The organism is Stenotrophomonas sp. 2619, from assembly GCF_040548725.1.
Classification (GTDB): Bacteria; Pseudomonadota; Gammaproteobacteria; order Xanthomonadales; family Xanthomonadaceae; genus Stenotrophomonas; species Stenotrophomonas maltophilia_AP.
The window spans coordinates 174,370-199,917 of record NZ_JBEPSF010000003.1; the positions used below are offsets into that span (position 1 = coordinate 174,370).

The 25,548-nt window shown below is 67.9% G+C and carries 24 protein-coding genes; 18 read left to right on the forward strand and 6 right to left on the reverse strand.

Features of this window, described 5'->3' with window-relative positions:
- Positions 1 to 16 precede the first annotated feature (16 nt).
- Entirely contained in the window at positions 17 to 604 is a 588-nt protein-coding gene (locus ABIA71_RS05125) for an NAD(P)H-dependent oxidoreductase (protein WP_354283650.1), read from the reverse strand.
- A gap of 154 nt (positions 605 to 758) precedes the next feature.
- Here ABIA71_RS05125 and ABIA71_RS05130 point away from each other — a divergent pair, with 154 nt between their 5' ends.
- The 7 genes from ABIA71_RS05130 to ABIA71_RS05160 all read left to right on the forward strand — a co-directional run bounded on the left by ABIA71_RS05130 (position 759) and on the right by ABIA71_RS05160 (position 7,349).
- Positions 759 to 1,289, forward strand: coding sequence for a TetR/AcrR family transcriptional regulator (locus ABIA71_RS05130; RefSeq protein WP_354283652.1), 531 nt, complete (start codon positions 759 to 761; stop codon positions 1,287 to 1,289).
- Positions 1,290 to 1,564: 275 nt separating this feature from the next.
- A complete protein-coding gene (locus tag ABIA71_RS05135) occupies positions 1,565 to 1,753 on the forward strand; it encodes a hypothetical protein (RefSeq protein WP_038692209.1) in 189 nt (62 codons plus the stop codon).
- A 187-nt stretch (positions 1,754 to 1,940) separates the two neighbouring features.
- Positions 1,941 to 2,948, forward strand: a complete 1,008-nt coding sequence (locus ABIA71_RS05140; protein ID WP_354283654.1) for an alpha/beta hydrolase — start codon at positions 1,941 to 1,943, stop codon at positions 2,946 to 2,948.
- A 127-nt stretch (positions 2,949 to 3,075) separates the two neighbouring features.
- On the forward strand, positions 3,076 to 4,452 hold the full coding sequence (locus ABIA71_RS05145) for a YncE family protein (RefSeq protein WP_354283656.1): 1,377 nt from the start codon (positions 3,076 to 3,078) through the stop codon (positions 4,450 to 4,452).
- A gap of 46 nt (positions 4,453 to 4,498) precedes the next feature.
- Positions 4,499 to 5,545: a heme/hemin ABC transporter substrate-binding protein gene (locus ABIA71_RS05150; RefSeq protein ID WP_354283658.1), complete on the forward strand. Its 1,047-nt coding sequence runs from the start codon at positions 4,499 to 4,501 to the stop codon at positions 5,543 to 5,545.
- Positions 5,542 to 6,585, forward strand: a complete 1,044-nt coding sequence (locus ABIA71_RS05155; RefSeq protein ID WP_354283660.1) for a FecCD family ABC transporter permease — start codon at positions 5,542 to 5,544, stop codon at positions 6,583 to 6,585. Before ABIA71_RS05150 ends, ABIA71_RS05155 begins: the two co-directional genes overlap by 4 nt.
- Positions 6,582 to 7,349 (forward strand): heme ABC transporter ATP-binding protein, encoded by a 768-nt coding sequence (locus ABIA71_RS05160; protein ID WP_354283662.1) that lies wholly within the window; start codon positions 6,582 to 6,584, stop codon positions 7,347 to 7,349. The genes ABIA71_RS05155 and ABIA71_RS05160 overlap by 4 nt, the downstream gene beginning before the upstream one ends.
- A gap of 142 nt (positions 7,350 to 7,491) precedes the next feature.
- Here the strand turns inward: ABIA71_RS05160 and ABIA71_RS05165 are convergent, their stop codons facing one another.
- On the reverse strand, positions 7,492 to 9,693 hold the full coding sequence (locus tag ABIA71_RS05165) for a TonB-dependent siderophore receptor (RefSeq protein ID WP_354283664.1): 2,202 nt from the start codon (positions 9,691 to 9,693) through the stop codon (positions 7,492 to 7,494).
- A 258-nt stretch (positions 9,694 to 9,951) separates the two neighbouring features.
- On the opposite strand from ABIA71_RS05165, the gene ABIA71_RS05170 reads away from it, so the two are divergent.
- Both ABIA71_RS05170 and fusA read left to right on the forward strand, forming a co-directional pair.
- Entirely contained in the window at positions 9,952 to 10,704 is a 753-nt protein-coding gene (locus ABIA71_RS05170) for a hypothetical protein (RefSeq protein ID WP_354283666.1), read from the forward strand.
- A 433-nt stretch (positions 10,705 to 11,137) separates the two neighbouring features.
- Positions 11,138 to 13,180, forward strand: a complete 2,043-nt coding sequence (fusA, locus tag ABIA71_RS05175) for an elongation factor G (protein WP_354283668.1) — start codon at positions 11,138 to 11,140, stop codon at positions 13,178 to 13,180.
- Positions 13,181 to 13,565: 385 nt separating this feature from the next.
- Here the strand turns inward: fusA and ABIA71_RS05180 are convergent, their stop codons facing one another.
- Positions 13,566 to 13,994: a GNAT family N-acetyltransferase gene (locus tag ABIA71_RS05180; RefSeq protein WP_354283670.1), complete on the reverse strand. Its 429-nt coding sequence runs from the start codon at positions 13,992 to 13,994 to the stop codon at positions 13,566 to 13,568.
- A 158-nt stretch (positions 13,995 to 14,152) separates the two neighbouring features.
- On the opposite strand from ABIA71_RS05180, the gene ABIA71_RS05185 reads away from it, so the two are divergent.
- Positions 14,153 to 15,073 (forward strand): M14 family metallopeptidase, encoded by a 921-nt coding sequence (locus ABIA71_RS05185; RefSeq protein ID WP_354283672.1) that lies wholly within the window; start codon positions 14,153 to 14,155, stop codon positions 15,071 to 15,073.
- 11 nt (positions 15,074 to 15,084) lie between these two features.
- Complete coding sequence (locus ABIA71_RS05190; protein WP_354283674.1) at positions 15,085 to 15,840, forward strand: helix-turn-helix domain-containing protein; 756 nt, start codon at positions 15,085 to 15,087, stop codon at positions 15,838 to 15,840.
- A gap of 47 nt (positions 15,841 to 15,887) precedes the next feature.
- Here ABIA71_RS05190 and ABIA71_RS05195 read toward each other — a convergent pair whose 3' ends face one another.
- The 3 genes from ABIA71_RS05195 to ABIA71_RS05205 all read right to left on the reverse strand — a co-directional run bounded on the left by ABIA71_RS05195 (position 15,888) and on the right by ABIA71_RS05205 (position 18,567).
- Entirely contained in the window at positions 15,888 to 17,429 is a 1,542-nt protein-coding gene (locus ABIA71_RS05195; RefSeq protein ID WP_354283676.1) for a flavodoxin domain-containing protein, read from the reverse strand.
- Complete coding sequence (locus tag ABIA71_RS05200; RefSeq protein WP_354283678.1) at positions 17,429 to 17,857, reverse strand: PAS domain-containing protein; 429 nt, start codon at positions 17,855 to 17,857, stop codon at positions 17,429 to 17,431. Before ABIA71_RS05200 ends, ABIA71_RS05195 begins: the two co-directional genes overlap by 1 nt.
- 179 nt (positions 17,858 to 18,036) lie before the next feature.
- Positions 18,037 to 18,567 carry a hypothetical protein gene (locus ABIA71_RS05205; RefSeq protein WP_354283680.1) on the reverse strand — a complete coding sequence of 177 codons (531 nt, stop codon included), beginning with the start codon at positions 18,565 to 18,567 and terminating at the stop codon, positions 18,037 to 18,039.
- Between the two features lie 371 nt (positions 18,568 to 18,938).
- Between ABIA71_RS05205 and proP the strand changes: the two genes are divergently transcribed.
- From proP to ABIA71_RS05240, 7 genes are all read left to right on the forward strand, one after another.
- Positions 18,939 to 20,426 carry a glycine betaine/L-proline transporter ProP gene (proP, locus tag ABIA71_RS05210; protein WP_354283682.1) on the forward strand — a complete coding sequence of 496 codons (1,488 nt, stop codon included), beginning with the start codon at positions 18,939 to 18,941 and terminating at the stop codon, positions 20,424 to 20,426.
- A gap of 236 nt (positions 20,427 to 20,662) precedes the next feature.
- The gene (locus ABIA71_RS05215) at positions 20,663 to 21,079 is read left to right on the forward strand and encodes a hypothetical protein (RefSeq protein ID WP_354283684.1); all 417 of its coding nucleotides are present in this window, start codon (positions 20,663 to 20,665) and stop codon (positions 21,077 to 21,079) included.
- 96 nt (positions 21,080 to 21,175) lie between these two features.
- Complete coding sequence (locus ABIA71_RS05220) at positions 21,176 to 23,518, forward strand: GH92 family glycosyl hydrolase (protein ID WP_502961019.1); 2,343 nt, start codon at positions 21,176 to 21,178, stop codon at positions 23,516 to 23,518.
- Positions 23,519 to 23,658: 140 nt separating this feature from the next.
- The gene (locus tag ABIA71_RS05225; RefSeq protein ID WP_038688332.1) at positions 23,659 to 23,997 is read left to right on the forward strand and encodes a type II toxin-antitoxin system prevent-host-death family antitoxin; all 339 of its coding nucleotides are present in this window, start codon (positions 23,659 to 23,661) and stop codon (positions 23,995 to 23,997) included.
- Between the two features lie 3 nt (positions 23,998 to 24,000).
- A complete protein-coding gene (locus ABIA71_RS05230; protein WP_354283688.1) occupies positions 24,001 to 24,630 on the forward strand; it encodes an ATPase in 630 nt (209 codons plus the stop codon).
- A 119-nt stretch (positions 24,631 to 24,749) separates the two neighbouring features.
- On the forward strand, positions 24,750 to 25,172 hold the full coding sequence (locus tag ABIA71_RS05235) for a baeRF12 domain-containing protein (RefSeq protein WP_354283690.1): 423 nt from the start codon (positions 24,750 to 24,752) through the stop codon (positions 25,170 to 25,172).
- Positions 25,169 to 25,492: a thioredoxin family protein gene (locus tag ABIA71_RS05240; RefSeq protein ID WP_354283692.1), complete on the forward strand. Its 324-nt coding sequence runs from the start codon at positions 25,169 to 25,171 to the stop codon at positions 25,490 to 25,492. Before ABIA71_RS05235 ends, ABIA71_RS05240 begins: the two co-directional genes overlap by 4 nt.
- Positions 25,493 to 25,548: the final 56 nt, after the last annotated feature.

The following is a 25,548-nucleotide window of genomic DNA, read 5'->3' on the forward strand; positions in this document are numbered from 1 at the left end:
TGCTGCGCGCCGTCCATCACCGCGCCGCGATGGCGCGGCCGAGGGCCGTGCTGGCCTCCAGGTGCGCGTCCGGCGCGGTGGTGTCCACCTCCAGCAATAGCGTGGACGACACCGCCGGCGCGCCGCAGTAGTCGAAGATGCCGGTGTCGATCTGGGTCTTCATGGCGGTCTCGTAACCGCGTTTGGTCCAGGTGCGCTGGTCCGCGCCGCCCAGGCCGACCAGATGCACCTGCAGGCGCGACAGCTTCTTCTCCACACGACCGCTGCTGTCGTCGTAGGCCCAGCCGTTGGAAAAGACCCGGTCGATCCAGCCCTTGAGCTGTGCGGGCATCGCCCACCAGTACACCGGGAACACCAGCACCAGCGTGTCGGCGCGGTCCAGGCGTGCCTGCTCGGCCAGCACGTCGTCCGGGAACGGCTGCCGCCGCTGGTGGCCGTCCAGGTCGGCCTGGGTGAAGCGCGGGTCGAAGCCTTCGCTGGCCAGGTCGGCCATCTCGACAGTGGCGGCGGTGTTGGCGCTGGTGATCACGTCGCGGATCCGCGCGGCCACGGTATGGGTAAGGGACAGTGGATTCGGGTGGGAGGTGACGATCAACGTGTGCATGGGGAGATCCGGGCGGCGGGGGAGGGTGTATACTTTTGGTAAGTTACGGACTGTAAGTTACGATTGGTATATAGCCATGTCAAGCCACCTGCCTGAAGCTGTGGATGCCGCGCCCCGTCGCCGGCTGAGTCGCGCCGACCGTCAGCAGCAACTGATGACCGAAGCCTGGCGGCTGGTGCGCGAGGAGGGCGCCGACGCCCTGACGCTGGGGCGGCTGGCCGAGCGCGCCGGCGTGACCAAGCCGGTGGTGTATGACCATTTCGGCACCCGCGCCGGCTTGCTGGCCGCCCTGTACCGCGATTTCGACCAGCGCCAGGACCTGGTGTTGCAGGCGGCACTTGCTGCTGCCGGCCCGACGCTGCAGGAAAAAGCCGACGTGATCGCACAGGCATACGTGGCGTGCGTGCAGACCCAGGGGCGCGAGATTCCCGGCGTGGTGGCGGCGCTGGCCGGCTCGCCGGAGCTGGCGCGCGTCAAGCGCGAGTACGAGACGGTGTTCATCGAGCAATGCCGCGCGCTGTTGGCGCCGTTCGCGCGTGCGGGCACGCTGCCGTCGGCCGGGTTATGGGCAATGCTGGGTGCGGCGGAAGGCGTGTCGTATGCCGCCGTCAACGGCGACATCACCGAGGCGCAGGCACAGCGTGAGTTGGCCGGGACGATCGTGTCGATGGTGACGCGCGCCTGAGCGCGGTGCCACGACGGGGTCGAGGCAGCGCACGTTGCTTATGAAACATGCAGGTCTGCATATGCCACCGGACGCAGCCGCGACCCCGAAAACGCGCGCGTAGTTCCCGCTTGCGCAGTCGTTGCGGTGTCAGTTGCAGGCGGTGTCATGAATTGTTTAGTGATATGCGGGTGGCGTCTACGCGCGGCGCCCAACTTCGCACGCGCTGCTAACCCGTGCACATCTACGGTGCAGTCACCGGCATCATTTCGTTGCCGAACACCGGAGATGCACAGATGGGTACCAACCAGAACCCGCAGCAGAACCAACAGAACCAGCAGGACAAGAACCAGCCGGGTCAGCAGGGCCAGCAACAGCAGCAGCGCGATCCGCAGCGCCAGGGGCAGCAGCAACAGCAGGACCAGGATCAGGACCAGAAGCGCGAGCGCGCTGGTCAGCAGGGTGGGCAGGACGAAGAAGAATAAGTCGGCTGCCGGTTGAACACTGCGCAGGGGCCCGGCCGTTTGGTCGGGCCTCTGCTTTTGCAGCCGGCGGCGCGCGGATACACGCCGTTACAGGGATCTATGTGATAAGCATTCGCATTTAGGCTACACTGCGTTTTCTCCATGTGAAGAGGGCGGCGTGGCCCTGTGCTGCCGCCCACCAGTGCCCATGACGTTGTCCTTTGCGGCCCGCCGCCGCGTATATGCCTTGCTGCCCGTTGCCGGTCTGATGGTGAGCCTGGCCTTCAGCCTGCCCAGCGCATCGGCACAGCAGCGCAACCCGCAGCAGCGGGTGAGCAACACGATCTTCGAGCAGAAGGCCGAAAGCTATCGCTTCGAGCGCTTCAGCCTGGACAGCCCGGACGGGCAGCGTCGCTGGCAGGTCAACGTGGGCATCCCGTTGCGCGGCGGCAAGGCGCCCGCGCCGGTGCTGTACATGCTCGACGGCAACGCCGCGGCGATGGTGATGGACCAGCCGCTGCTGGCCGAGCTGGCGGCGCGCAAGGCTGCGCCGGTGCTGGTGTTCATCGGCTACGACAACGACCTGCGCATCGACTCGCCTGCCCGCACCACCGACTACACCGCCTGGATCGACCGGGCCGACGATGAGGGTGGGCAGCCGACCGTGGTGGGCGGCGGTGCGTTTGCGTTCCAGGATCTGATCGAACGGCGGATCAAGCCGGAAGTGGAGAAGCGCGCCACCATCGACCGCCAGCAGCAGGCGCTGTGGGGCCACTCGCTGGGCGGCCTGTTCGTGCTGAGCACGCTCTACACCCGCCCGGCGGCGTTCCAGTACTACCTGGCCGCCAGCCCCTCGTTGTGGTGGAGCCAGGGTGCACCGCTGGGCGACATGGAACGGCAGTTCCTGGAGAACCAGCACGGCCAGCCCGCCACGGTGTGGGTGATGCTCGGCGGCGCCGAGCGGGTGGGTGATCGCGGCAAGCGCGACATGAGCAACCCGCGCGTGGTGGCGCACCTGCGCCGGATCGGCGGTGCCACGCCGGATGCGGCCATGCAGTTGTCGCAGCGCCTGTCCAAGGTGCCCGGGCTGGACGTGCACTACCGCGAATTCGATGGACTGGGCCACGGTCCGATGCTGTCCGCGTCGTTGCAGGCCGCGTTGAGCGCGCTGTATGGCGTGGGCGACCGCAGCCGGGAAGCGCCCGCGCAGCCCTGATCTCCCCTTTTTCTGCACGGCCTGGCCGTGCACCCCCGCTACCCAGGCTTTCCGTGCGCCTCTGCACCGGCCCAGGCAACCAATGAACCACCGCGCGCTGCGCGGTACCCCGTGCAAGGAGCCTGTCATGTCATTCCGTTCTTCCCTCCGTCTCACCACCCTGGCCGCCGGCCTGCTGCTGGCCGTCGTGGGCAACGCGCAGCCCGTGTTCGACCAGCCCGCCAGCGTCTTCAAGGGCGAAGTTGTCTCGCGTGGTGAGAACGTCGTGCCGGGCAGCAGCGCCGAGGTGATCGGTCGCGGCTTCGTGCCGGGCCAGCAGGTCAGCCTGCTGCGGGGCGACACCGTGCTCAACGGGCAGCCGCTGACCGTGGATGCCGAAGGCAACTTCAAGACCCAGTTGCAGATTCCCGCCGACGCCGTGCCGGGTACCCACCCGGTGGTGGTGCGCGCCAGCCAGCCGGCCGCAGCGGCCGTGCTCAAGCTGCGCGTGTCGCCGCAGCTGCCGCTGTCCGGGCAGGAGCAGTTCACCACCCAGTCCAACAAGCTGGTGCAGGGCCTGTACCAGTCGGCCTACAGCCCGGCCAGCAACGCGGTCTTCGTGACCTCGGCCGTGGGCCGCCCGCCGGTGACCCAGTCGCAGCTGCTGAAGGTGGACCCGAAGACGCTCAAGGTCATCAAGGCGATCACCCCGGCACAGGTGCCCGATGCCAAGGGCGGCAGCGTGTTTGCCGTGTACGGCGTGGGCGTGGACGATGCCAACGGCAACGTGTGGGTGACCAACACCCGCCAGGACAGCATTGCGGTGTACCGCCAGTCCGATCTCTCGCTGGTGCACCAGTTCCCGGTCGGCACGGTGCCGCACGCGCGCGACGTGGTGGTGGATGCCAAGCGCGGCAAGGTGTTCGCGTCGGCGACCGGTGAAGACCATTTGTCGGTGTTCGATGCGAAGACCTTCAAGGCGCTGGAACCGATCACGCTGGCGTCGGGCGTGGACGATGAAAAGTTCGTCCCGATGAGCCTGGTGCTGGACGAGGCCAGCGGCAAGTTGTTCACCGTCAGCATCGGCACACCCGAAGCGGCGGTGATCGACGTGGCCAGCGGCAAGGTCGACAAGGTGATCGACCTGGGCAATTCGATCAGCGCCTCGGGCGTGGCCTATGACGCGCAGCAGAACCGCCTGTACGTGGCCTCGCAGGGCACCGACAACCTGCTGATCGTGGATGTCGCCAGCGGCAAGGTGCTGCACGACGTCGCAGTGGGTGCCGGTGCGCTGAACGTTGCCTTCGACCCGAAGGCGGGGCTGGCCTACGTGACCAACCGCGGTGCCGGTACCGTGACCGTGGTGGACCGCAACGGCAAGGTGGTCGGCAACCTGGACGGCGGCACCTTCCCCAACCACGTGCGTGCCGACGGCAAGGGCAACGTGTTCGCGGTGAACAAGTCGCGCGGCACCGACGATCCCAAGGGCGACCGCATCACCCGCATCGCGCTGCGCCAGCGTTGAGCCAACGGGCAGGGCGGTCATCGGCCGCCCTGTCGAAGGAGTCATGATGAAAACCAATACTTCCCTGCGGCTGTTGCCGCTCGCCATGGCCGTGGCACTGGCCGCCTGCAGTGGCCCGGCCACCCCGCCGGCGACCGACGCGCCAGCGGCCACCACCGCGCCCGCCGCCGAGCGTTCTGCCGCCGACGCAGTGCCTGCCGGCTGGACGCGGCTGGATGGCGGCGCGCTGCCGCGTCTGGTCGGCCAGACCGCCGTGCTGCCGGCCAAGGTGCGGTCCGATGATGGCGCCGAGGTCGAGGTGGATGACACCAGCCGGATCATCGTCGGCGGCGATGACGTGATTGCGGTGATCGATGCGCTGGGTCTGGGCAAGCAGGTGTTTGCCGCCCCGAAGAACACCACGACCGCGTCCGGCCGCGCCGCGCCGCACCAGTTCCTGTTCAACCGCACCACCGGCGTGGAAGGCGTGCTGAGCCTGCAGGGCTCGCTGTTCCTGGGCAACAGCCTGCGCCGCCACACCGAACTGGCGCAGAAGCTGCGCGCGGTGGGTGAGCCGGCGGTGGTGGTGGACGACCTGCAGCCGGCCCCGGACAAGGTGCGCAAGATCGCCGCAGCGCTGGGCCTGGCCGACGCCGGGCAGACGCTGGCCAGCCAGGTGCAGCAGCAGCTGGACGAAGCGGCGGCCATCGGCAAGGCCAGTGGGCGCGCACCGCGCGTGATCCACGTTTCGGCCACCGGTGCCGGTGGCGCGCCGACCGTGGCCGGCACCGACAGCGCATCGGCCAAGCTGATCGCGCTGGCCGGTGGCCTCAACATCGGTACCGAAGCCGGCGTGGCCAACTACTCGGCGCTGAGCAACGAGGGCGTGGTGGCGGCGGCACCGGAGGTGATCCTGGTGACCGAGCACGACCTGGCCCTGTTCGGCGGCGCCGACGGCCTGTGGAAGGCCTACCCGACCCTGAAGCAGACCCCGGCCGGACAGGCCAACCGGGTCTGGGTGATGCCCGATGTGCAGCTCAAGTACGCCAGCGTCGGTTCCGGCGTGGGCGCACTGGCGTTGGCCAAGGCGCTGGCGGCGCTGCCCAAGGCATGAGTCCGGCCGATCGGCGCCGCCGCCGCGGGCGCGGCATGCTGTTGCTGGCCGCCGTGGTGCTGCTGCTGGCGGTGCTCGCCTCGTTCGCGGTGGGGCCGTTACGGCTGCCACCGCTGGAGGTGCTGCAGGCGCTCGGGGTGAAGCTCGGGCTGGTGGACCCGCAGGCGGTGAGCAGCCGTGACCTGGCGGTGGTCTGGCAGTTGCGCATTCCGCGCGCGCTGCTGGGGGCGATGGTCGGCGCCGCGTTGGCGATGGCCGGTGCCAGCCTGCAGGGGCTGTTCGGCAATCCCTTGGCCGACCCGGGCATCGTGGGGGTCAGCCAGGGCGCGGCCCTCGGCGCGGTAGCGGCCATCGTGCTGGGCGCGGCCGGTGCGGCCGGCTGGATCGTGCCGGTGGCCGCGTTCGTCGGCGGCGCCGTGGCGATCAGCCTGACCTACCTGCTGGCGCGGCCGGGCAAAGGCAGCGGCAATGCGACGCTGTTGCTGGTGGGCATTGCGATGGCGGCGTTCTGTTCGGCGCTGATCGGTTTCCTGACCTATATCGCCAGTGAAAGCGAGCTGCAGTCGCTGGTGTTCTGGCAGATGGGGTCGCTGGCGCGGGCCAGCTGGCGCGACGTGGTGGCGGTGCTGCCGTTGTTCGCCATCGGCGCGTTCGCGCTGCAGCGCCTGGCCACGCCGCTGGACATGCTGGCGCTGGGCGAACGCCAGGCCCAGCATCTGGGCCTGGACGTGGCCCGCACGCGGCGCCGTCTGGTGGCCTTCAGTGCGCTGCTGGTGGGGGCGGCCGTGGCATTTGCCGGTTCGGTGGCGTTCGTGGGTCTGGTGGTGCCGCACGTGGCGCGCATGCTGGTGGGCCCGGGCCATCGCTGGCTGTTGCCGGTGTCGGGCGTGCTGGGCGCGCTGTTGATCGTGGTGGCCGATACGGCCGCACGCACCCTGGACCCGCCCGCGGAGATTCCGCTGGGCTTGTTCTCGGCCGCGCTGGGCGCGCCGTTCTTCCTGTGGCTTGTGCTGCAGCAGCGCCGCAAGGACACCCCATGAGCGCGCTGTTGCGCCTGCGCGGGGTGATCGTGCGTCGCCAGCAGCGCGAGATCCTGCATGGGATCGCGCTGGATTTTGTGCCGGGCACGGTCACGGCGCTGGTCGGGCCCAACGGTGCGGGCAAGTCGACCCTGCTGGCGGTGGCTGCGGGCGACCTGCAGGCCGATGCGGGCGAGGTGCTGCTGCAGGGCAGGCCGCTGGCCGATTACAAGGCCGGGCCGCTGGCCCGCGAACGTGCGGTGATGCCGCAGGAGCACGGGGTGCGGTTCGCCTTCAGCGTGGAGGAAGTGGTGGCGATGGGGCGGCTGCCGCATCCGCCGGACCCGGCCGCCGACGATGCGCAGGTGGAAGCGGCCATTGCCGCGGCCGAACTGCAGGCGCTGCGCCTGCGCGAGGTGCAGCAGCTGTCCGGGGGGGAATCGGCGCGCACCACGTTTGCCCGGGTGCTGGCCCAGCAGACCCCCTTGCTGCTGCTGGATGAGCCGACCGCGGCGCTGGACCTGCGTCACCAGGAGCGCACGCTGCGCAGCGTGCGCGCGCTGGCCGATGCCGGCGCCTGCGTGATCGTGGTGCTGCACGACCTGAATCTTGCGGCGGGCTACGCCGACCGCATCGTGCTGCTGGAGCAGGGCCGGGTGGCCGCCGATGGCACGCCCGCGGAAGTGCTCACCGAAGCCCATCTGGGCCGCGTGTACCAGCAGCCGGTGATCGTACTGCAGCACCCGCAGCGCGGCGTGCCGCTGGTGGTGGTGGCCGACGCGTAGGTGTCGACCGTTGGTCGGCATGAGGGTCGCGCACCGGTAGTGCCGGCCGCTGGCCGGCTCCACGCAATCCCGGATCAAGGGCAGCCGACCAACGGTCGGCTCTACCGGGGGTGCGATTCACCCGCCGCGCTTCATCGCCCCGTTACCACCCCAGCGTCGCGGTCGCGGTCACCGTGCGGCCGCTGCCGTAGTAGCACGACGAGACCCCGGTGCAGGTGGACACGAAGCGCTTGTCGGCCAGGTTGCTGGCGTTGAGTGCCAGGCGCACCGTGGTGTTGCCGATCTGGCCCACGTCGTAGCGGATCGCGGCGTCGAACAGCGTGTACGACGGAATCCGGTACAGGTTGGCGCTGTCGCCGTAACTCACCCCGTTGTAGCGCGCGCCGGCCGCCAGGCTCAGGCCCTGCAGTGCGCCGCCCTGGAAGGTGTAGTCGGCCCAGAACGAGGCGCTGTAGTCGGGCACCATCGCCAGCGCCTTGCCCTTGTAGGGCGCCGAACGGGTCATCTCCGCGTCCATCTGCGACGCCGCGCCGATCAGGCTGAAGCCCTCGAACGGGGTGATCCGGCCTTCCAGTTCGATCCCGCGTACGCGGCCTTCGTCGCCCTGGATCGAGCAGGTGGCGGTGCCGGTAGCGCCGCAGTTGCGGTGGCTGGCCACCGGGTCGTCGACGATCATGTTCTGCTGGCGCAGGTCATACACCGCCAGCGTCACCAGCCCATCCACGCTGGCCGGCTGGTACTTCAGGCCGGCCTCCCACTGCGACCCGGTGACCGGCTCGAAGGTGGCCTGGGTGAAGCTGTCCAGCGGCGACTTGGTCGAGGGCTGGAACGATTCGGCGTAGCTCACATACGGGGTCAGGCCGTTCTCGAATACATACAGCACGCCGGCGCGGCCGGTGAACGCCTCGCTCTTGATCACGTTGCGCCCACCCGGAGTGGAAATGCCGGTGCTGATGTTGCGGTTGGCGCTGCTGCTGTCGTCCTTGGTCCAGTCGTAGCGGCCGCCCAGCGTCAGGCGCCAGTTGCCCAGCGCCAGCTGGTCCTGCAGGTACACGCCGCTCTGGCGGTTGACGCCGGCGGTGGGCGTTTCGGTGCTCAGCGTGGGCACGTAGGTCGAGTACACCGGGTTGAAGATGTCGATCGGACGCGGGCTGCTCATCGCGCTGCGCACGCCTTCCCAGTCGGCCCGCTGCCAGTCCCAGCCCAGCAGCACGGTGTGGTCTACCGCGCCGGTGGTGAAGCGGGCCTGCAGGCGGGTGTCGAAGGTGTCGCCGTCCGAGTCGCCGGTGCCCATCACGCCGCGGCGGTTCTGGGTGCGGCCGTCGGCATTGAGCGCGCCGAAGGTGACCACGCCGCGGTACAGCGAATCCACATGCGTGCGGCGTGCGCTCTGGGTCAGGGTGAGGTGGTCGTTGAACGCGTGTTCGAACAGCCAGCCGGCCGTCCACAGTGTGCGGTCGAAGGTGTTCCAGCCCGGCTCGCCGATAAAGGTGCTGTTCTTCATGTAGCCGTAGCGGGTGGGGTTGAGCGTGCCGGCGGCCGGCAGGAACTGGTAGGTGGAGCCGCCGTCGTCCTTCTGGTACATGCCCAACAGGGTCAGGCGCGTGCGCTCGGCGATCTGCCAGCTGTAGCTGGGCGCGAGGAACCAGTGCTTCTGTTCGGTATGGTTGATCTGGGTGTCGCCGTCGCGGTACAGCCCGACCAGGCGGAACAGGTGGTCGTTGTCGGCGGTGCCGGTGCCCACGTCGAAGGCGGCGCTGTACTGGCCATTGGCATCCACACCCAGACGCAGCTGCTGGGCCTGGTCTGGCATGGGCGTCTTGCTGACCTGGTTGACCATGCCGCCCGGGGCGATCTGCCCGTACATCACCGCCGAGGGGCCTTTGAGTACTTCCACCCGCTCCAGGTTCCAGCTGTCGAACATGCTGCGGTTCCACTGGCTGCCCTGCGGCGCACGCATGCCATCCAGGGTGACGTTGTTGGACCAGCTGCCCGCATCGAAGCCGCGGATGCGGAAGTCGTCCACGCGGTTGTCGATGCCGCTGCTTTCCAGGCTCACACCGGCCACGTAGCGCATCGCGTCGTTGAGCGACTGCACGCCCCGCGCATCCAGTTCGGCGCGTTCGATCACCGACACCGACTGCGGCGTTTCGGCAATGCTGGTGCTGGTCTTGGTGGCGCCGCTGGTGCTGTTGGCAGCGCGGTAGGCGTTGACCCGCACCGCATCCAGCGCGGTGGCCTGCTGGGCGAGGGCATCGAATGCGAGCGTGGTGGCGGCCACGGTGCAGGCCAGGGACAACAGGGTGCGGCGCAGCCTGGAGGGGAGGGGGGCAGGAGAATGCATGGCGCGGCTCGGGACGAAGGGGGCGAATGCCTGGCCGGCGGCGATGCGCAACACTGCGGACGTCGATTCCAATCCAGGCAAGGGGAATCTGCACGCCATTTTAACCGGTTGGCGCTCTGATGCAATTGCAACCCATTCGCATATGCGGGGTTGCGACATCCGGTCGCAGCGGGCCACGGCGCCGTTTCGCCCACGTATCATGCGCGGCCCTGTTCGACGTCGAGCTTGATCGACGCGCTACCGCAAAGGATGGATCCCATGACCCACACGCCCACCCGCATCGCACTGGCCACCGCGCTCCTCGCTCTCGCTGGCGCCACCCATGCAGCCGCCTTGAGCACGGTGTCGTTGAGCAAGGTCAGCGAAGCTGCCGCCAGCATCGATGTGCAGCACCTGCCCAGCGCAGGCGCAGAGATCGCGCGGATGCAGACGCAGCATTTCGCCGACGGCGACCAGCTGACCACCTGGGCCGACGGCGGGGTGATGATGCTGTGCCGCAAGGTCGGCTACATCAAGGTGCCCGCCGACAAGCCGGAGGTGGCCACGCTGCCGCTGGAGCAGCGGCAGATGCTGGTGTACGCCGCGATGATGGGCAGCGTGGGCGGCGTGGTGCAGGTGATGCAATGGACCGGTGAGAACGTGGAGGTGGCCGACGACGGCAGCGAAACCACGCGCAGCGCCGAATCAAAGTGGGCCTATGGCGTGGAGCGTGCCGAAGTGACTACCCAGCGCATGCCCGACGGTGCCTTGCGGGTACGTGCGCGCAAGACCGCCACGGAAGAATCCACGCCGCGTTCCGGGCCTGATGCCGGCTTCAGCACCGACGACGACCGTGACGCGAGGATCGCCGAGCTGCCGGCCGTGGGCAGTTGGATGGAGGTGTTGATCGGTACGCAGCCGAAGGCGGCCCGCATCGATCCGGCGTTCTCCCTCGCCGGTTGGGTGTCCTCGGGCGAAGGCCATGCCGCGACGGTGGGCGAGGCGCGGGCGGCGGCGGGCTGCAAGGACTGAGACACCCCGGTTCTATTGTTCTGCCAGTGGAGATTCGCGTGACGCATGGGCGTCAGTGTTCTGCCGGTAGTGCATAAAAGCCCTTGCTGCCGGCCGGCACAGGTCTACAATGGCGCCATTCCTACCAGGCCACCCCGATGCGTTCGCAACCGCTCCTGACGTTTTTTACCCAGACCCGCGCAAGCGTGGAACGGGCGCGTCTGCCCTGCGGCTCATCCGGCGGCTGATCGATACCCGATCCCCCTGAACGACCCAGACAGAGCGCCCCATCGGGCGCTCTTTTCGTTTCCGCGTTTTACTTCCTTCCCCTGTTACAGAACGCCTCAAAGGAGAACGTGCCATGCACCAGATCGCCGAGCCCCAAACCTGGCCGCACGCCCGTTAGCCAACGGCGGCGTGCGGCTCCCCGATGTTGGCGATGCGAGTACCCACCATGAACACCCACACCCATACCCTTTCCCATTGGCGCAACCTGGGCATCATTGCCCACATCGACGCCGGCAAGACCACGCTCACCGAACGCCTGCTGTGGAAAACCGGCGAGATCCGCCGCGTCGGCGAAGTGCATGACGGCGCAGCCACGACCGATTTCTCGGCGATCGAGCGCGAACGCGGCATCACCATCGGTGCGGCCGCCGTGCAGGCGCACTGGGCGCCGCGCGGTGGCGACGACCATCGGCTGACCCTGATCGACACCCCCGGGCACATCGATTTCGCGATCGAAGTGGAGCGTTCGCTGCGCGTGCTGGATGGCGCGGTCGCGGTGTTTTCCGCGGTCGATGGCGTGCAGCCGCAGTCCGAAACGGTCTGGCACCAGGCGCGTCGCCACGGCGTGCCGCTGATCGCCTACGTCAACAAGATGGACCGCATCGGTGCGTCGTTCGAGCGCGTGCTGGCGCAGTTGCAGGACAAGCTGCAGGCGCGTCCGTGGGCGCTCGGCTGGCCGTTGGGCGATGAGAACCACTTCCACGGCTGGGTCGATTTCATCGCCCGGCAACGCGTGGAGTGGGACGACGCCGGCAACCCGACCCGCAGCGGATGGACCGCAGACGAACAGACGCAGTGGGAACCGTATCGTCTGCGTCTGATCGAGGCGGTGGCCAACCATGACGACGTGCTGGCCGACACCTGGCTGGCGGGCGAGGCCGTGGATGACGCGCTGTTGCGCGCTGCGCTGCGCCGGGCCACCCTGGCCGGTGCGGGCGTGCCGGTGCTGGCCGGGGCGGCGTTCAAGAGCAAGGGCATCGACACGCTCCTGGACGCGATCGTGGATTTCCTGCCCTCGCCGCTGGACCGTCCTGCGGTCGTGGCCACCCGTGGCGACGACGAGGTGCTGCTGCCGCCGGACCCGAAGGGACCGCTGGCGGGCCTGCTGTTCAAGATCACCCACCAGAGCCATGCCGCGTTGAGCTTCGTGCGGCTGTACTCGGGCACCTTGAAGGTGGGCGACCATGTGGCCAGTTCGCAGCACGCGCAGGGTCGGCGCATCAGTCGGCTGGTGCGGGTGCAGGCCGACCACACCCACGACATCACCGAAGCGGTCGCCGGTGAGATCGTGGCGGTGATCGGCTGGAAGGATGCGGTGAGCGGTGAAACGCTCAGTGCGCCGTCCGCGCCCCTGTTGCTGGACACCATCCATGCCCAGCACGCGGTGTTGGCCTGGCGGTTGAATGCTGACAAGGCGTCCGACCTGATCCGGATGAGCCAGGGCCTGTCGAGCCTGGCCCAGGAAGATCCCTCGTTCCGCGTCGCGACCGACGCGGTGACCGGGGAGACCCTGATCTGGGGCATGGGCGAGTTGCACCTGGAGGTGATGGTGGAGCGCCTGCGCAGCGAGTGGAATGTGCCGGTGCGGGTGGGTGAACCACGCGTGGCCTACCAGGAAACGCCGTCGCGCGCGGTGCAGGGCGTGGAAGGCAAGGTGGCCAAGCAGACCGGCGGCCAGGGCCAGTTCGCCCGGGTGCTGATCGAGGTGGCGCCCACCGGCGACGATGCGGTGCGCTTTGTCGACCGCACCGTGGGCGGGGTCATTCCGAAGGCGTTCGTGGCGGCGGTGGAGAAGGGCGTGCGCGCGGCGCTGGAAGAGGGTCCGCGCGGGCATCCGGTGGTCGGGATCGAGGTGACCCTGACCGACGGCCAGACCCATGCCAAGGACTCGTCGGAAATGGCGTTCCATCGCGCCGGCAGCGAGGCGGTGAAAGCGGCGCTGGCCACGGCAGGCACGCGCCTGCTGGAGCCGGTGATGGAAGTAGCGATCCATGCGCCGTCGGGCAACGTGGGCGATGTGGTGGGCGACCTCAACCGCCGGCAAGGGCGGGTGGCGTCCATCGAGGACCACGGCGCGCAGGTGGAAGTGCTGGGCTATGCGCCGCTGGCGCGGCTGGCCGGCTACACCACGGCGCTGCGCTCGCTGACCCAGGGGCGTGCGTCCAGCGACATGCGCTTCAACGGCTACGAGGAAGTGCAGGCCGCATGACACGCGGGTGGGCACCGACACACGTCGGTAGGCACCGACCGTTGGTCGGTGCATGCGGGGGCCGGGCAACCGGCCCCCCTTTTTTGGTCTTCGCCCATATGCGGGGCAAGCAGAAGCGTGCCTTGACGCTTTCGAAACGCGGCCGTCGATGGGTCGGGGGCTGGGCCCCCATGCCCTTTCCGGCGAATGTCCTCCGGCGTCGGCCTGCGGCCGCCACCTCCCCCTTTATTTCGCCTCCAAGGGCATGGGGACCCAGCGCCCGACCCGCCGACCACCGCCCAAAAAGCGCGGTGTCGTTGCCTATCCTGCAGCAAGGGGTGGGTGGTGGCCACGGAAAAAGCCAGGCGGATCACCACAACGTTGCCGTGGCACTTGGGGGCCAACATCAGCCGCCGCTCACCCGGCAGAAGAACACCCATTCTGGATCTCCTTCATCCAGGTTGTCGATGTAACCGCTGCGCTGGAATCCGGCCTGCAGCAGCAGCGCGTGCATTGCGGTGTTGGAGCGGTTGGTCGAGGTGAAGAGTTTGGGGCGCGCGCACTGCGCGCGGAGGTGCTCGACCAGCTGGCGGGCCAGGCCCTGGCGCCGATATCCGGGCCCGACCATCAGCATTTCGATGAATCCGCAGTTGAAGAACTGGTGATGCAGGACGCCGTAGGCCGCTGCGCGCCCGTCCACGCAGAGCACGTGGCACGTGCCGGCCTGCACCCATGCGCGGATCTGCGCGGCGCGCCCGGGGTCGTGACCGGCCACGCTGTCGAGGGCTACCAGGGCCTCTACCTGGTGGGGAACTGCAGGGGCGATGTCGATCACGCGTTACCTTCCTTCCGGGGTGTCAGGTGCCGGCCGGCACCTTGCCCATTCTGGCCTGCGCGGACGCCGCTGGGACCGGCCAGGCCTTCTGCATTTACACTAGCGGGCTGGGCCACGCGTTTTCGCGCGGGCCCGTTTCCCGACTTCTGGAGCCTCCGATGACCCTTGCGCATTTCTACCCGATCGGCACCCCCGGCCAGCCCTGGGGCGACGCCGAGCGCGCGCAGTGGCGGGCCAGCCAGCAGCGCCAGCGCAGTTATCACGGGGACGTGGTGACCGCACTTGAGCGCCTGGGCGAGCGGTTCGACGTGGTCCAGTATGGCCAGCTCGACTATGCCCCGGACCACTACCCGCTGTTTGCGGTGGTGAGCCAGGCGTGGGACCCGGCGCTGCCGAGCGCGCTGGTTACCGGCGGCGTGCACGGCTATGAAACCAGTGGCGTGCATGGCGCGCTGCAGTTCCTGGACCAGCATGCTGAGGCTTACGCCGGGCGCATCAACCTTATCGTGGCCCCGTGCGTCAGCCCGTGGGGCTATGAGCGCATCCAGCGCTGGAACCCCGACGCGATCGATCCCAACCGCAGCTTCCGTGACGGTGGCCAGATCGAAGAGGCGGCCGCGCTGATGCGCTGGGTGGGCGCACGCGCGGATGGCCTGCTGGTGCATCTGGACCTGCACGAAACCACCAACAGCGACCTGGAGGAATTCGATCCGGCCCGCTGCGCGCGCGACGGCAAGGAACTGGTGCCGGACATCATTCCCGATGGTTTCTACGTGATCGGCAACAGCGAAGACCCGCAGCCGGCGTTCCAGCAGGCGCTGGTAGCGGCGGTGGAGAAGGTCACGCATATCGCGCCGGCCGATGCCAAGGGTGAGCTGATCGGCATGCCGTTGCAGTCCAACGGGGTGGTGTGGGGGGAATCCCGCTCGATCGGTGCCTGCGCCGGCTTCACCAACGCCCGCTATGCCACCACCACCGAGGTCTATCCGGACAGCCCGCGTACCAACCCGCAGGAATGCAACGATGCACAGGTGGCGGCCGTGTGCGCCGGCCTGGACTTCGCGCTGGCCCAGCCCTGATCACCACCGTCATGTCGTCGCCGGGAACCCCCAACCCCGCTGCCGCCGATGACGGCGACGCGCTGCATTTCTGCAGCACCTGCGCGTTTTCCGATGCGTGCATGTCGCAGGGCTACGACAAGAGCGCGCTGGCCGAGCTGCATGTGCTGGTGGATCACGTGGGTCCGTTCCGCGCGGGCGAGCACATCTTCCGTGCGGGCGATGCCTTCGATGCGATCGCCGCGGTGCGCGGCGGCATGGTCAAGACCTACCTCAACGACAGCCAGGGCAACGAGCAGGTGCTCGGCTTCAGCCTGCCGGGCGAGGTGATCGGGCTCAATGCCATCCATGGTGCGCGTTACCCCTGCAACGCTGTTGCGCTGGACACGGTGTACCTGTGCCGGTTCTCGTTCCCGCGCATGAGCCTGCTGGCCACGCGCATGCCGGGCCTGCAGGCCAAGCTGTTCAGTCTACTCAGTGCCGAGATCGGCAAGGTGGCGTTGATGGCGGCCAACCATCGCACCGAGGAGCGCATGGCCGCGTTCCTGCTGGACCTGTCCGAGCGGTATGCCCGGCGCGGCTTCTCGCCGCTGCGTTTCAACCTGAGCATGAGCCGGGTGGAGATCGCCAACTACCTGCGCATGGCGCCGGAAACTGCCAGCCGCGTGCTGCGCCGTCTCAGCGATGACGGCGTGATTGCCGTCAACCAGCGCGAAATGCAGGTGCTGCAGCCAGAGCGGCTGGCTGCACTGGCGGCGGCAACCGACGCATCAGGGGCGGCCGGCTGACGGACGGGCGCAGGCCCGGGCAGCGCGCAGCACGGCCCGGGTGACGCTCAGTACAGCTCCCGGTGCAGTCGCCCCTGCGCCTGCAACGTGTCCCACGTCGTGCCGCCGCCGTCGCGGGCCGGCACGATCGTGTTGATCGCCGCCTGCACGGCCGTGCCCAGATGCTGCTTGTTGCCACATAGGTACACGTGCGCGCCACGCTGCAGCAGGTTGCCGACCGTGTCGGCCTGCTCGGCCAGCGCGTGCTGGACGTAATACTTGGCCACGCCGTCACGCGAGAAGGCCGTGTGCAGTCCATGCAGCCGACCGTCGGCGCGCCACGCCTCCAGGTGCTGCTGGTAGAGGAAGTCGTGGTCGCGATGCTTCTCGCCGAACACCAGGTGCACCTCGCGCTGCTGACCGGCGGCGTCCAGCTCGTGCAACAGCCCCATCAACGGCGCGATACCGGTTCCGGTGCCGACCAGCAGCAGTGGGGCGGTCGGGTCGCGGGGCAGGTGGAAACCCGGGTTGGCGCGGCAGTAGACGCGGGCGCTGCCGTCGCCGTCCAGCAGCCAGCCGGTGGCGGTGCCGCGACGCTCGCGACCGCTGCGGGTGTAGCGCACCTCGCGCACGCACAGGGCGGCCTGCGCGCTGCCGGCGGCCGACGCGATCGAATACGCGCGCGGCAGGCAATGCGACAGCAGCTCCGCCAACCGCGCCAGTGGCACGCGGTCGGGGCTGGCGTGGTCATTCAGGACATCCAGCAGGTCGGCACCGTGCAGGTAGGCCTCCAGTGCCGGGCGCTGGCTGCTACGCAGCAGGTCCTTCAGTGCGTCGCTGCCGCCCAGGCGTGCCAGCTCGCGCAGCACGGTCCTGCCCAGCAGTCGCAGCTCCTTGTTGCGCACCAGGTCGACCGCTTCGTCCTGGCCATACCAGCGCGCCAGTGCCTGTAGAAGCGTCGGGTCGTTCGGGGCCACCACATGCAGGGTGTCGCCCGCGCGGTAGGCGATACCGCTGCCGCGCAGGTCCAGCTCCAGGTGCCATGCCGCCGGATCGCGTGCGCTGAGGCGACGACGCGTGGTAATCGGCGCGGCGAACGCATTGTCCTCGGCATACGCGGTCACCTGCAGGCGAAGGTCGCGGCCTGCCGCTTCGTTGCCGTCCAGCACGTCGCCCAGCACCGGCGCCCATTGGTCGAAGAAGTGCTCGTAGCCTGCATCGGCGTCGACCCGGTGCATGATCGGCCGTGCCTGGCGCTCACCCAGCAGGGTATCGAGGGTTTTGCTGAAGCCGCAGAAGCGCGGGTAGCCGGTATCCCCCAGCCCGAACACGGCGTAGCGCAGCCCGGGCAGGGCAGGGGTCTGCCGCAGCGCCTCGGCGAAACGCTCGCCGTTGGCGGGCGGCTCGCCGTCGCCGAAGGAGCTGGACAGCGCCAGCAGCACGTCGCCCGCGCCAAGCGAGGCGACGTCGATGTCGTTGAAGGCCAGCACCTGCGGCGCGTGCCGCTGCAGGGCCGGGAACGCGCCCAGGCGATGGGCCAGGGCGCGTGCGTTGCCGGATTCGGAGCCGTATCCGACCAGCACGCGTTGGATCGGGGAGGCAGCGTCCATCAGGCGGCAGCGTAGAAGGCGTCGAACTTTTCCTTGCTGAACTCCACTGCGTCGAAGTTGCTCATCAGTTCGTTCACCACGCGGCGAATGCTGATGTAGGCGGTGATGGTGCCCTGCGCGTCGAACAGCGGCTGCACCGTGGTGTCCACCACGTACAGGGCGCCGCCCTTGCCTAGGTTGGGCACGATGCCGGTCCAGCTCTTGCCGGCCTTGATGGTGTCCCACATGTCCTTGTACACGGCCTTGGGCACGTCGGGGTGGCGCACGATGCTGTGCGGCTGGCCGATCAGTTCGTCGCGGGTGAAGCCGGTGAGCGTGCAGAACAGGTCGTTGGCATAGGTGATGTTGCCCTGCAGGTCGGTGGTGGAAATCACCATGACGTTCTGCAGGGCATTCAACAGCTGGGCATTGTCGGGGGCGTAGTGCATGGCCGGATCCTTGTGGAGAGTTGGTTGCGTGTCCCGTACAGGATCGGCGCGCCACCCCGGGGCGACCATGACAAAAATCAAGCGGGCCGGCGCCACAGCTGCGACACAACGTCGCAGCGCAAACGCAGACGGCGCGGGAATCGCTTCCCGCGCCGTCTGTTCTACCGGTTGCCGGTGCGTTACAGAATGTCGCCGTAGGCGCAGCCCACGGTGACCCAGCCCGGCGAATAGCTCAGGTCCACCAGCACGCGCGCGTTGCGGTTGCCGCTGAGCGCCTTGCGGTAGTCCATGCCCTTCCAGCCGTAGGTTTCTTCCATCGCGGCCTGGTCCGGACGCGGCGACATGCCGCCGATGCGATCCACGATGGCCTTGCCGCGGGCCAGTTCCTGCCCCGGCGTGACTTTGAAGGCCAGCAGCATTTCGGTGGTACTGGACAGGTGCACCAGGTCGGACGTTTCGCCCCAGGCGGTGATCGGCGCGTCACTCTTCCACAGGCTCAGCGCGGCGTCGCCCGACGCGGCCGAACCGGCATGGGCGAAGTCGGTGATTTCCTCGGCGTTGATGCTGTCGGTGAAGGCGGCCACCTGGTCGGCGGTCAGTTTGCATTCCAGCAGGCGCGACAGCGTGGTGGCGGTGCTGTCCTGGGCCATGGCGGCGGTCGGTGCAAGCAGGCCGAGCAGGGCGCACAGGGTGGTGGTCTTGATGGACATCGGGTGGTATCTCTTCGTGCTGGTAGTGGGATGCCGCGCGCACGTTCCGTGTGAGCACGCCGCGGCGGCGCACGGATTCTGCACGATTCGGGGTGTCCGTCGATAGCGCTTCAACTTCGCAATGTGAAGATGAGGTGGAGATCACATTTTCGATGTGTAGTAACATGCATCGCTTGATCATTGTCTCGGGCCGTTGCCCGTCTCTCGGTCACCCTTCCTGCAGCGCCGTGGAATTCCACGCGGCCGTCCGGGAACGCCTGTTGCCACCCCTTCTTCGCGCCTTGTGCCGCGTTCTTTCGAAGGCGGTTCTTTCCTGTGCCGTGCGCGGGACCTCGGGCGTGGTGGTGGCCATGCTTCCAGGAGAAAGCAGAATGCAGGACCTGCATGCCGCACACGCCCATTTCGGGTGGTTCAAACGCCGTCGCCACGTCCAGGTGGATGAAGTGACCGTTGTTGATCGCCCGATGCTCAAGAAGGCCGTGGGTGCCGCCGCCCTTGGCAATGCGATGGAATGGTTCGATTTCGGTGTGTATGGCTACATCGCGGTCACCCTGGGGCAGGTGTTCTTTCCGGCCAGCAATCCGACCGCACAGCTGATCGCCACCTTCGCCACGTTCACCGTGGCCTTCCTGGTGCGGCCGCTGGGCGGCTTGGTATTCGGGCCGCTGGGCGACAAGTACGGTCGCCAGAAAGTGCTGGCCTTCACCATGATCCTGATGGCGCTGGGCACCTTCAGCATAGGCTTGATTCCGTCGTACGACCGCATCGGATTGTGGGCGCCGGCGTTGCTGCTGCTGGCGCGGCTGGTGCAGGGCTTCTCCACCGGCGGCGAGTACGGCGGGGCGGCGACCTTCATCGCCGAGTACTCCACCGACCGCAACCGCGGGCTGATGGGCAGCTGGCTGGAGTTCGGCACGCTGGGCGGCTACATCGCCGGCGCCGGCACCGTGACCGCGCTGCACATGGCCTTGAGCAGCGCGCAGATGCTGGACTGGGGCTGGCGCATTCCGTTCCTGGTGGCCGGTCCGCTGGGCCTGCTGGGGCTGTACATGCGCATGAAGCTGGAAGAGACCCCGGCGTTCCGTGCCTACGCCGAAGAGGCCGACAAGCGCGACAACGAACGTCCCGGGCTGGGTGCGCTGTTCCGCGTGCATTGGCCGCAGCTGCTCAAGTGCGTGGGTCTGGTGCTGGTGTTCAACGTCACCGATTACATGCTGCTGACGTACATGCCCAGCTACCTCAGCGTCACCATGGGCTACGCCGAAAGCAAGGGCCTGCTGTTGATCATCATCGTGATGCTGGTGATGATGCCGCTCAACGTGGTGGGCGGCCTGTTCAGTGACAAGCTCGGCCGTCGCCCGATGATCATCGGCGCCTGCATCGCGTTGTTCGCGCTGGCCATTCCGTGCCTGAAGCTGATCGGTACCGGCAACGACTGGCTGATCTTCCTCGGCCTGATGCTGCTGGGCCTTGCCCTGGTGTGCTTCACCAGCTCGATGCCCTCCACGCTGCCGGCACTGTTCTACACCCCGGTGCGTTACAGCGCGCTGTCGATCGCGTTCAATGTCTCGGTGTCGCTGTTCGGGGGCACCACGCCGCTGGTCACCGCCTGGCTGGTCGAGCGCACGGGCGACCCGCTGGTGCCGGCGTACTACCTGATGGGCGCGGCCGTCATCGGCATCATCACCATGCTGTTCGTCAACGAAACCGCGCGCTTGCCGCTACGTGGCTCGCCGCCGGCTGTGGCCAGCGAGGCCGAAGCGAGGGCCCTGCTGCGCAGCGACGCTCCGATGACCGTGGACAACGCGCAGCCGACGTTGCCCGAGGCAGTCGTGCCGGAAGACCCGCGGCCGGCGTGATCCGAATGGGCGCCCCTCGGTGTAAGGCGAGGGGCGCAGTCGCGTGAGCAGCGGCGTTACGGCCGGCGCGAACTACAACAATGTTCATATCAACGGCGTCATGGGATCGGCACCCTGCGCTACCGGCATTGAAGAGCGTCCCCGCGTGGACTGGCGCTTGCAACTGGCCTGCGCGCCCGACCCCGCCGTTGCCAATTGGACACGATATGAGACGTCTCCCCAACGTGCGGTACGGCATGTTGATCGCGGCATGCGTGATGCTGCTTCCAGCCCCGGTCGTAGCCACGCCATGGGGACGGCACGGGCCTGGCGTGGTGAGCGTGATTGAGGGTGCTCCGGCGATCTGTGTACCGGCTGGCGCGAAGAAGAATTTCTCCGTCGAGTCGGTCTGGCTGATCCATGAGAGCAGGGCCGGCGCGAAACGGGTCTGGAGCATCAGTGCGCTGCCGGCATCGCAACGATTCGTGTTGAGGCCCGGACAATGCCTGCTCCATGGCACCGACCTCGCCGGTTACACGCAGGACGTGCCTCCGTCCGCTCTGACCGAAGTCGGTCGTTATACCTTCCGGCTGAATGCCGTCGCCGTGAAGCGATCAGACCTGATCAGTTATTGGGGCAGCTTCTGCCTCAGGTCGCGCGGGAGCGTGTGTTGAGCGGGTCTGAGGGCGTCCAACCGCACCGCAACATGCGACGCCGTCGCACCGGTGCTAGGATCGAACCCACCTTGAATCGATCTAAATTCAAACGCCATGACGAAAACGGGGACGGTGCGGTGGTTGGGGCTCGCGGTTGGAGCGATGTTGGTGGCCGGCGCAGCGGGAGCGGCACCGGCGAACGTGGGTGAACGTGCCTACGCCGCCGTCGACCCCTTCATCGGTACCGGCGGGGAGGGGCATACCTATCCCGGCGCCACGGTGCCGTTCGGCATGGTCCAGCTCAGTCCGGACACCCGCATCCAGCCGCGCGAAAAAGCCTACGGCTGGGCTGCCGGGTACCGCTATGACGACAGCAGCATCGTCGGCTTCTCGCACACCCATTTCTCCGGCAGCGGCCATTCGGACCTGGGCGACGTGCTGGTGATGCCGTTCACCGGTGATCCCGGACTGGAGCGCGGCGACCCCGACACGCCCAAAAGTGGCTATGCCTCGCGCTTCCACCACGACAACGAGAAAGCCGAGCCAGGCTACTACGCGGTAACGCTGGACGACTACAAGGTACGCGCCGAGCTCACCGCCAGCGCCCGCACCGGCGTGCACCGCTACACCTATCCGAAGGGCGAGAAGGCGCGGGTGCTGCTCGACCTGCGCACCAGCCTGTATGACTACCCGGGCAAGATCCTGTGGTCACGGCTGCGCCTGCAGCCCGATGGCACGGTCACCGGCTTCCGCGAAACCCGCGGCTGGGCCCCGGGTCGGCAGCTGTATTTCGCGATGCGTTTCTCGCGCCCGCTGACCGGCCACGCGTTGCACAACACCGAAACCGACATTGCCTACAAGGGCTTCCCGCCGCCGGGCCAGAACGACCCCACGCAGCGCCCGCAGATCGAAGGGCGGCAACTGGTGGGCACGTTCGATTTCGGCACGCTGGATGCGCCGCTGGTGGTCAGCGTGGCCATCTCGTCGGTGAGCGAGCAGGGCGCGATCGCCAACCTCAACGCCGAAGCGAAAGACCAGAACTTCGACCGCGTCCGCGCCGAGGCGAAGCAGCAGTGGCGCCAGGCGTTGTCCGCCGTGGAGATCGAGGCCCCCGCGCATGACCTGCGCAGCGCGTACACCGCGCTGTACCACAGCATGCTGGGCCCAACCCTGTTCATGGATGCCGATGGCCAGTACCGCGGTTCGGACAATGCCGTGCACCGCGCCGACGGCTACACCAACTATTCCACGTTCTCGCTGTGGGACACCTACCGTGCGCTGCACCCGTTGCTGACCCTGGTGCAGCCGGAAAAGCGCAACAGTGATTTCATCAATTCGCTGATCGCCCACCAGCAGCACAGTGCGTACGGCATGCTGCCGGTGTGGGCGTTCCACGGCCAGGAAACCTGGTGCATGATCGGCTACCACGCGGTGCCGGTGATCGCCGATGCCTACGTCAAGGGCATCCGCGGTTTTGATGCGGACAAGGCGCTGGATGCCATGGTGGCCACCGCCAACTACGGCCCGTATGACGGCATCGCGCAGTACCGCGAACTGGGCTGGGTGCCGATCGACGAAGAGGGGGAGGCCGCCAGCAAGACGCTGGAGTACGCCTTCGACGACTGGACCATCGCGCGCATGGCCGAGGCCATGGGCCGCAAGGACGTGCAGGCCACCTTCGACGGTCGCGCCGGCAACTGGCGCCACGCGTTCGACGCAGAGACCGGCTTCATGCGCGCGCGCAAGCGTGACGGCAGCTTCCGCACCCCGTTCGATCCGTCGGCCAGCGGGTACGGCACCGACTACACCGAAGGCAATGCCTGGCAGTATTCCTGGTACGTGCCGCAGGACGTGGCCGGGCTGGCCGCCGCACACGGTGGCAGCGAGAAACTGCTGGCCCGCCTGGACCAGGTGTTCGAGGCCAAGGTCGACCCGTCGATCTTCGAGCACATGGAAGACATCACCGGCCTGATCGGCTGGTATGCGCACGGCAACGAACCCAGCCATCACGTGGCGTACCTGTACGCCCATGCCGGGCAGCCGTGGCGCACCCAGGCGCGGCTGAAGCAGATCATGGACACCCAGTACGCCGACCGTCCCGATGGCCTGGCCGGCAATGACGACCTGGGCCAGATGTCGGCCTGGTATGTGTTTACCGCGCTGGGCTTCTACCCGGTGGCACCGGGCAGTGGCGAGTACATCATCGGTCGCCCGTTCCTGCCGAAGGCCACGTTGAACCTGCCCAATGGCAAGCGCTTCAGCATCGTCACCGAGGGCATGGGCAAGGGTCACCAGTACGTGGGCTCGGTGACGCTCAACGGCAAGCCGCTGCAGCGCACCTTCCTGCGTCATGCCGAGATCCTGGCCGGCGGCGAGCTGCGCTTCACGCTGCAGGCCGCGCCGAACAAGGCATGGCCGGGGGAGGGCGCGCAGGCGCCGTACTCGATGTCGCGCTGACCCGTGGCCGGGACCCGTCCCGCCCTTGCCGGGCAGGGGGTGTCCCGGCTCGCGAGGCCTGGGGTAGGGCCAAATTGGGATTTATGTCCAATTTGGCCAAAAGGCGTATGATGGGCCCATATCCCGCGCTGGAGCCTGCCATGACCCTGCCCCTGGACCTGCCCGGCCTTGAAAAGGCCACTGCATCGTCGGTAAAAACCCGTGGCTGGCCAAGCCTGATGCGCACCGTGCGCGAGAAGCAGGCCCTGGTGATCACCAACCACAACCACCCCGAAGCGGTGATCGTGGACATCAAGGCCTACCAGGAGCTGCTGGCCAAGGCCGCCGAAGCCGACACCGACGAGCGCGGCGGCGAGTTGGAACGGCTGCGCGCGCAGTTCGACGTGCAGTTGGCCAGCCTCAACCGCGACGGCGGGCTGGGCAAGGTGCTGGGCCAGCCGATCCGGCGCGGCAGGATCACCCCCGGCAAGTCGCTCTGACCGATGGGGCAGATACTGGTGCTTGCCGGCGTCAATGGCGCCGGCAAGAGTTCGCTGCTGGGAACCTGGCTGGAGGCCGATGGCCTGACCTGGTTCAATCCCGATTCCTTCACCCGCGCCCTGGTCCAGGCGGGCTGGGCGGCCGAAGAGGCCAACTCAGCCGCCTGGCACGAAGGCGCGCGGCGGCTGCGCACCGCCATGGCCGAGGGCAGCGATTTCGCCTTTGAAACCACCCTGGGCGGCAACACCATCGCGCGGCTGCTGCGGGAGGCGTGCGAAACCCATGACGTGGCGATCTGGTTCTGCGGCCTGGACAGCGTGCAGCTGCATATCGATCGGGTGGCCGCGCGCGTTGCCAAGGGTGGCCACGACATCCCGCAGGACAAGATTCACGCCCGCTACGACGCATCGCGTGAAAACCTGTTGGCGCTGCTGCCCCACCTGGCCGAACTGCAGGTCTACGACAACAGCGCACCGCTGGACGCGCAGGGCTGCGCCAACCCGCTGCCGCTGCTGCATTGGGACCGCCGCGGGCTGCACTACCCGGTGTCGGTGGCCGAGCTGCTGCATACCCCGGACTGGGCAAAGCCGATCGTCATGCGGGCGATGGAACTGCACGCCAGCGCGTCCTGACCCCTGCGCCGGGCGTGCGCTGCACACATCGCGAACACATTCGTATGCGCGGTCCTTACACCTGCCCGCCTACGGTGGACCTGGGTGCACTGGCACCCGTTTTTCCACAGGAGTTCACCATGCAGCAGCAGATCCCGGAAGGCACCTTGATTGTCGTCGCAGACGGCGGCTCGGCCCGCGTGTTCACCAACATCGGCAGTGGCCATACCCTGCAGCTCAAGCAGCAGGAGGCGCTGAAGCTGCAGGACATCAGCGCGCAAGGTGTTTCGGGGCAGGGTCCGTCCGGCTCGATGCCGCAGGACACCAGCATCGCGCAGATGAACGAAGCCACCTTCGCCAAGCAGCTTGCCGGACAGTTGAATGAAGACGCCCTCAACAACCGCTACGCGCACCTGGTCCTGATCGCCGACCCGCAGACTCTGGGGCGTATCCGCCCGCAGCTGCACAAGGAGGTCCAGGCCCGCCTGGTCACCGATATCGCCAAGGACCTCACCAACGCACCGCTTGAAGACATCCAGCGGGCGCTTGAGTCCCCGCGATGAGTTACACGCGCGCCTATGCCGCGCAGGAACCCAGCCGGGCCGCCATCGACGCGGCTCCCGGCTGGCAACTGCTGGAATTCGGCGCGCCGTGGTGCCCGCACTGCAGTGCCGCGCAGGCCCCCGTGAAGGACTGGCTGGAGGCAAGGGACATTTCCCATCTCAAGATCGAAGACGGCAAGGGGCGACCGCTGGGCCGGTCGTTCCAGGTGCGGCTGTGGCCGACGCTGGTGTTGCTGCATGACGGGCAGGAAGTGGCGCGGGTCGTGCGCCCGCGTGCGGATGCGGATTTGGCTTTGCTCAACAGGGCGGCGTATCTCTAAGTCGCCAGACTTCTTCATTAGAGGCTTGGACTACATCCACTCCAAAAGGCTCGCCT

Excerpts from the sequence above, each read along its gene's own strand:
- ABIA71_RS05200 (WP_354283678.1), bottom strand. The coding sequence starts at position 17,857 with ATGCACTACGCCCCCGACAATGCCCAGCTGTTGAATGCCCTGCAGAAC.
- ABIA71_RS05160 (WP_354283662.1), top strand. The coding sequence starts at position 6,582 with ATGAGCGCGCTGTTGCGCCTGCGCGGGGTGATCGTGCGTCGCCAGCAG.
- ABIA71_RS05240 (WP_354283692.1), top strand. The coding sequence starts at position 25,169 with ATGAGTTACACGCGCGCCTATGCCGCGCAGGAACCCAGCCGGGCCGCC.
- ABIA71_RS05195 (WP_354283676.1), bottom strand. The coding sequence starts at position 17,429 with ATGGACGCTGCCTCCCCGATCCAACGCGTGCTGGTCGGATACGGCTCC.
- ABIA71_RS05185 (WP_354283672.1), top strand. The coding sequence starts at position 14,153 with ATGACCCTTGCGCATTTCTACCCGATCGGCACCCCCGGCCAGCCCTGG.
- ABIA71_RS05220 (WP_502961019.1), top strand. The coding sequence starts at position 21,176 with ATGACGAAAACGGGGACGGTGCGGTGGTTGGGGCTCGCGGTTGGAGCG.
- ABIA71_RS05170 (WP_354283666.1), top strand. The coding sequence starts at position 9,952 with ATGACCCACACGCCCACCCGCATCGCACTGGCCACCGCGCTCCTCGCT.
- proP (WP_354283682.1), top strand. The coding sequence starts at position 18,939 with ATGCAGGACCTGCATGCCGCACACGCCCATTTCGGGTGGTTCAAACGC.
- ABIA71_RS05225 (WP_038688332.1), top strand. The coding sequence starts at position 23,659 with ATGACCCTGCCCCTGGACCTGCCCGGCCTTGAAAAGGCCACTGCATCG.
- ABIA71_RS05230 (WP_354283688.1), top strand. The coding sequence starts at position 24,001 with ATGGGGCAGATACTGGTGCTTGCCGGCGTCAATGGCGCCGGCAAGAGT.
- ABIA71_RS05190 (WP_354283674.1), top strand. The coding sequence starts at position 15,085 with ATGTCGTCGCCGGGAACCCCCAACCCCGCTGCCGCCGATGACGGCGAC.
- ABIA71_RS05165 (WP_354283664.1), bottom strand. The coding sequence starts at position 9,693 with ATGCATTCTCCTGCCCCCCTCCCCTCCAGGCTGCGCCGCACCCTGTTG.
- ABIA71_RS05130 (WP_354283652.1), top strand. The coding sequence starts at position 759 with ATGACCGAAGCCTGGCGGCTGGTGCGCGAGGAGGGCGCCGACGCCCTG.
- fusA (WP_354283668.1), top strand. The coding sequence starts at position 11,138 with ATGAACACCCACACCCATACCCTTTCCCATTGGCGCAACCTGGGCATC.
- ABIA71_RS05145 (WP_354283656.1), top strand. The coding sequence starts at position 3,076 with ATGTCATTCCGTTCTTCCCTCCGTCTCACCACCCTGGCCGCCGGCCTG.
- ABIA71_RS05215 (WP_354283684.1), top strand. The coding sequence starts at position 20,663 with ATGTTGATCGCGGCATGCGTGATGCTGCTTCCAGCCCCGGTCGTAGCC.
- ABIA71_RS05155 (WP_354283660.1), top strand. The coding sequence starts at position 5,542 with ATGAGTCCGGCCGATCGGCGCCGCCGCCGCGGGCGCGGCATGCTGTTG.
- ABIA71_RS05140 (WP_354283654.1), top strand. The coding sequence starts at position 1,941 with ATGACGTTGTCCTTTGCGGCCCGCCGCCGCGTATATGCCTTGCTGCCC.
- ABIA71_RS05125 (WP_354283650.1), bottom strand. The coding sequence starts at position 604 with ATGCACACGTTGATCGTCACCTCCCACCCGAATCCACTGTCCCTTACC.
- ABIA71_RS05135 (WP_038692209.1), top strand. The coding sequence starts at position 1,565 with ATGGGTACCAACCAGAACCCGCAGCAGAACCAACAGAACCAGCAGGAC.
- ABIA71_RS05150 (WP_354283658.1), top strand. The coding sequence starts at position 4,499 with ATGAAAACCAATACTTCCCTGCGGCTGTTGCCGCTCGCCATGGCCGTG.
- ABIA71_RS05235 (WP_354283690.1), top strand. The coding sequence starts at position 24,750 with ATGCAGCAGCAGATCCCGGAAGGCACCTTGATTGTCGTCGCAGACGGC.
- ABIA71_RS05205 (WP_354283680.1), bottom strand. The coding sequence starts at position 18,567 with ATGTCCATCAAGACCACCACCCTGTGCGCCCTGCTCGGCCTGCTTGCA.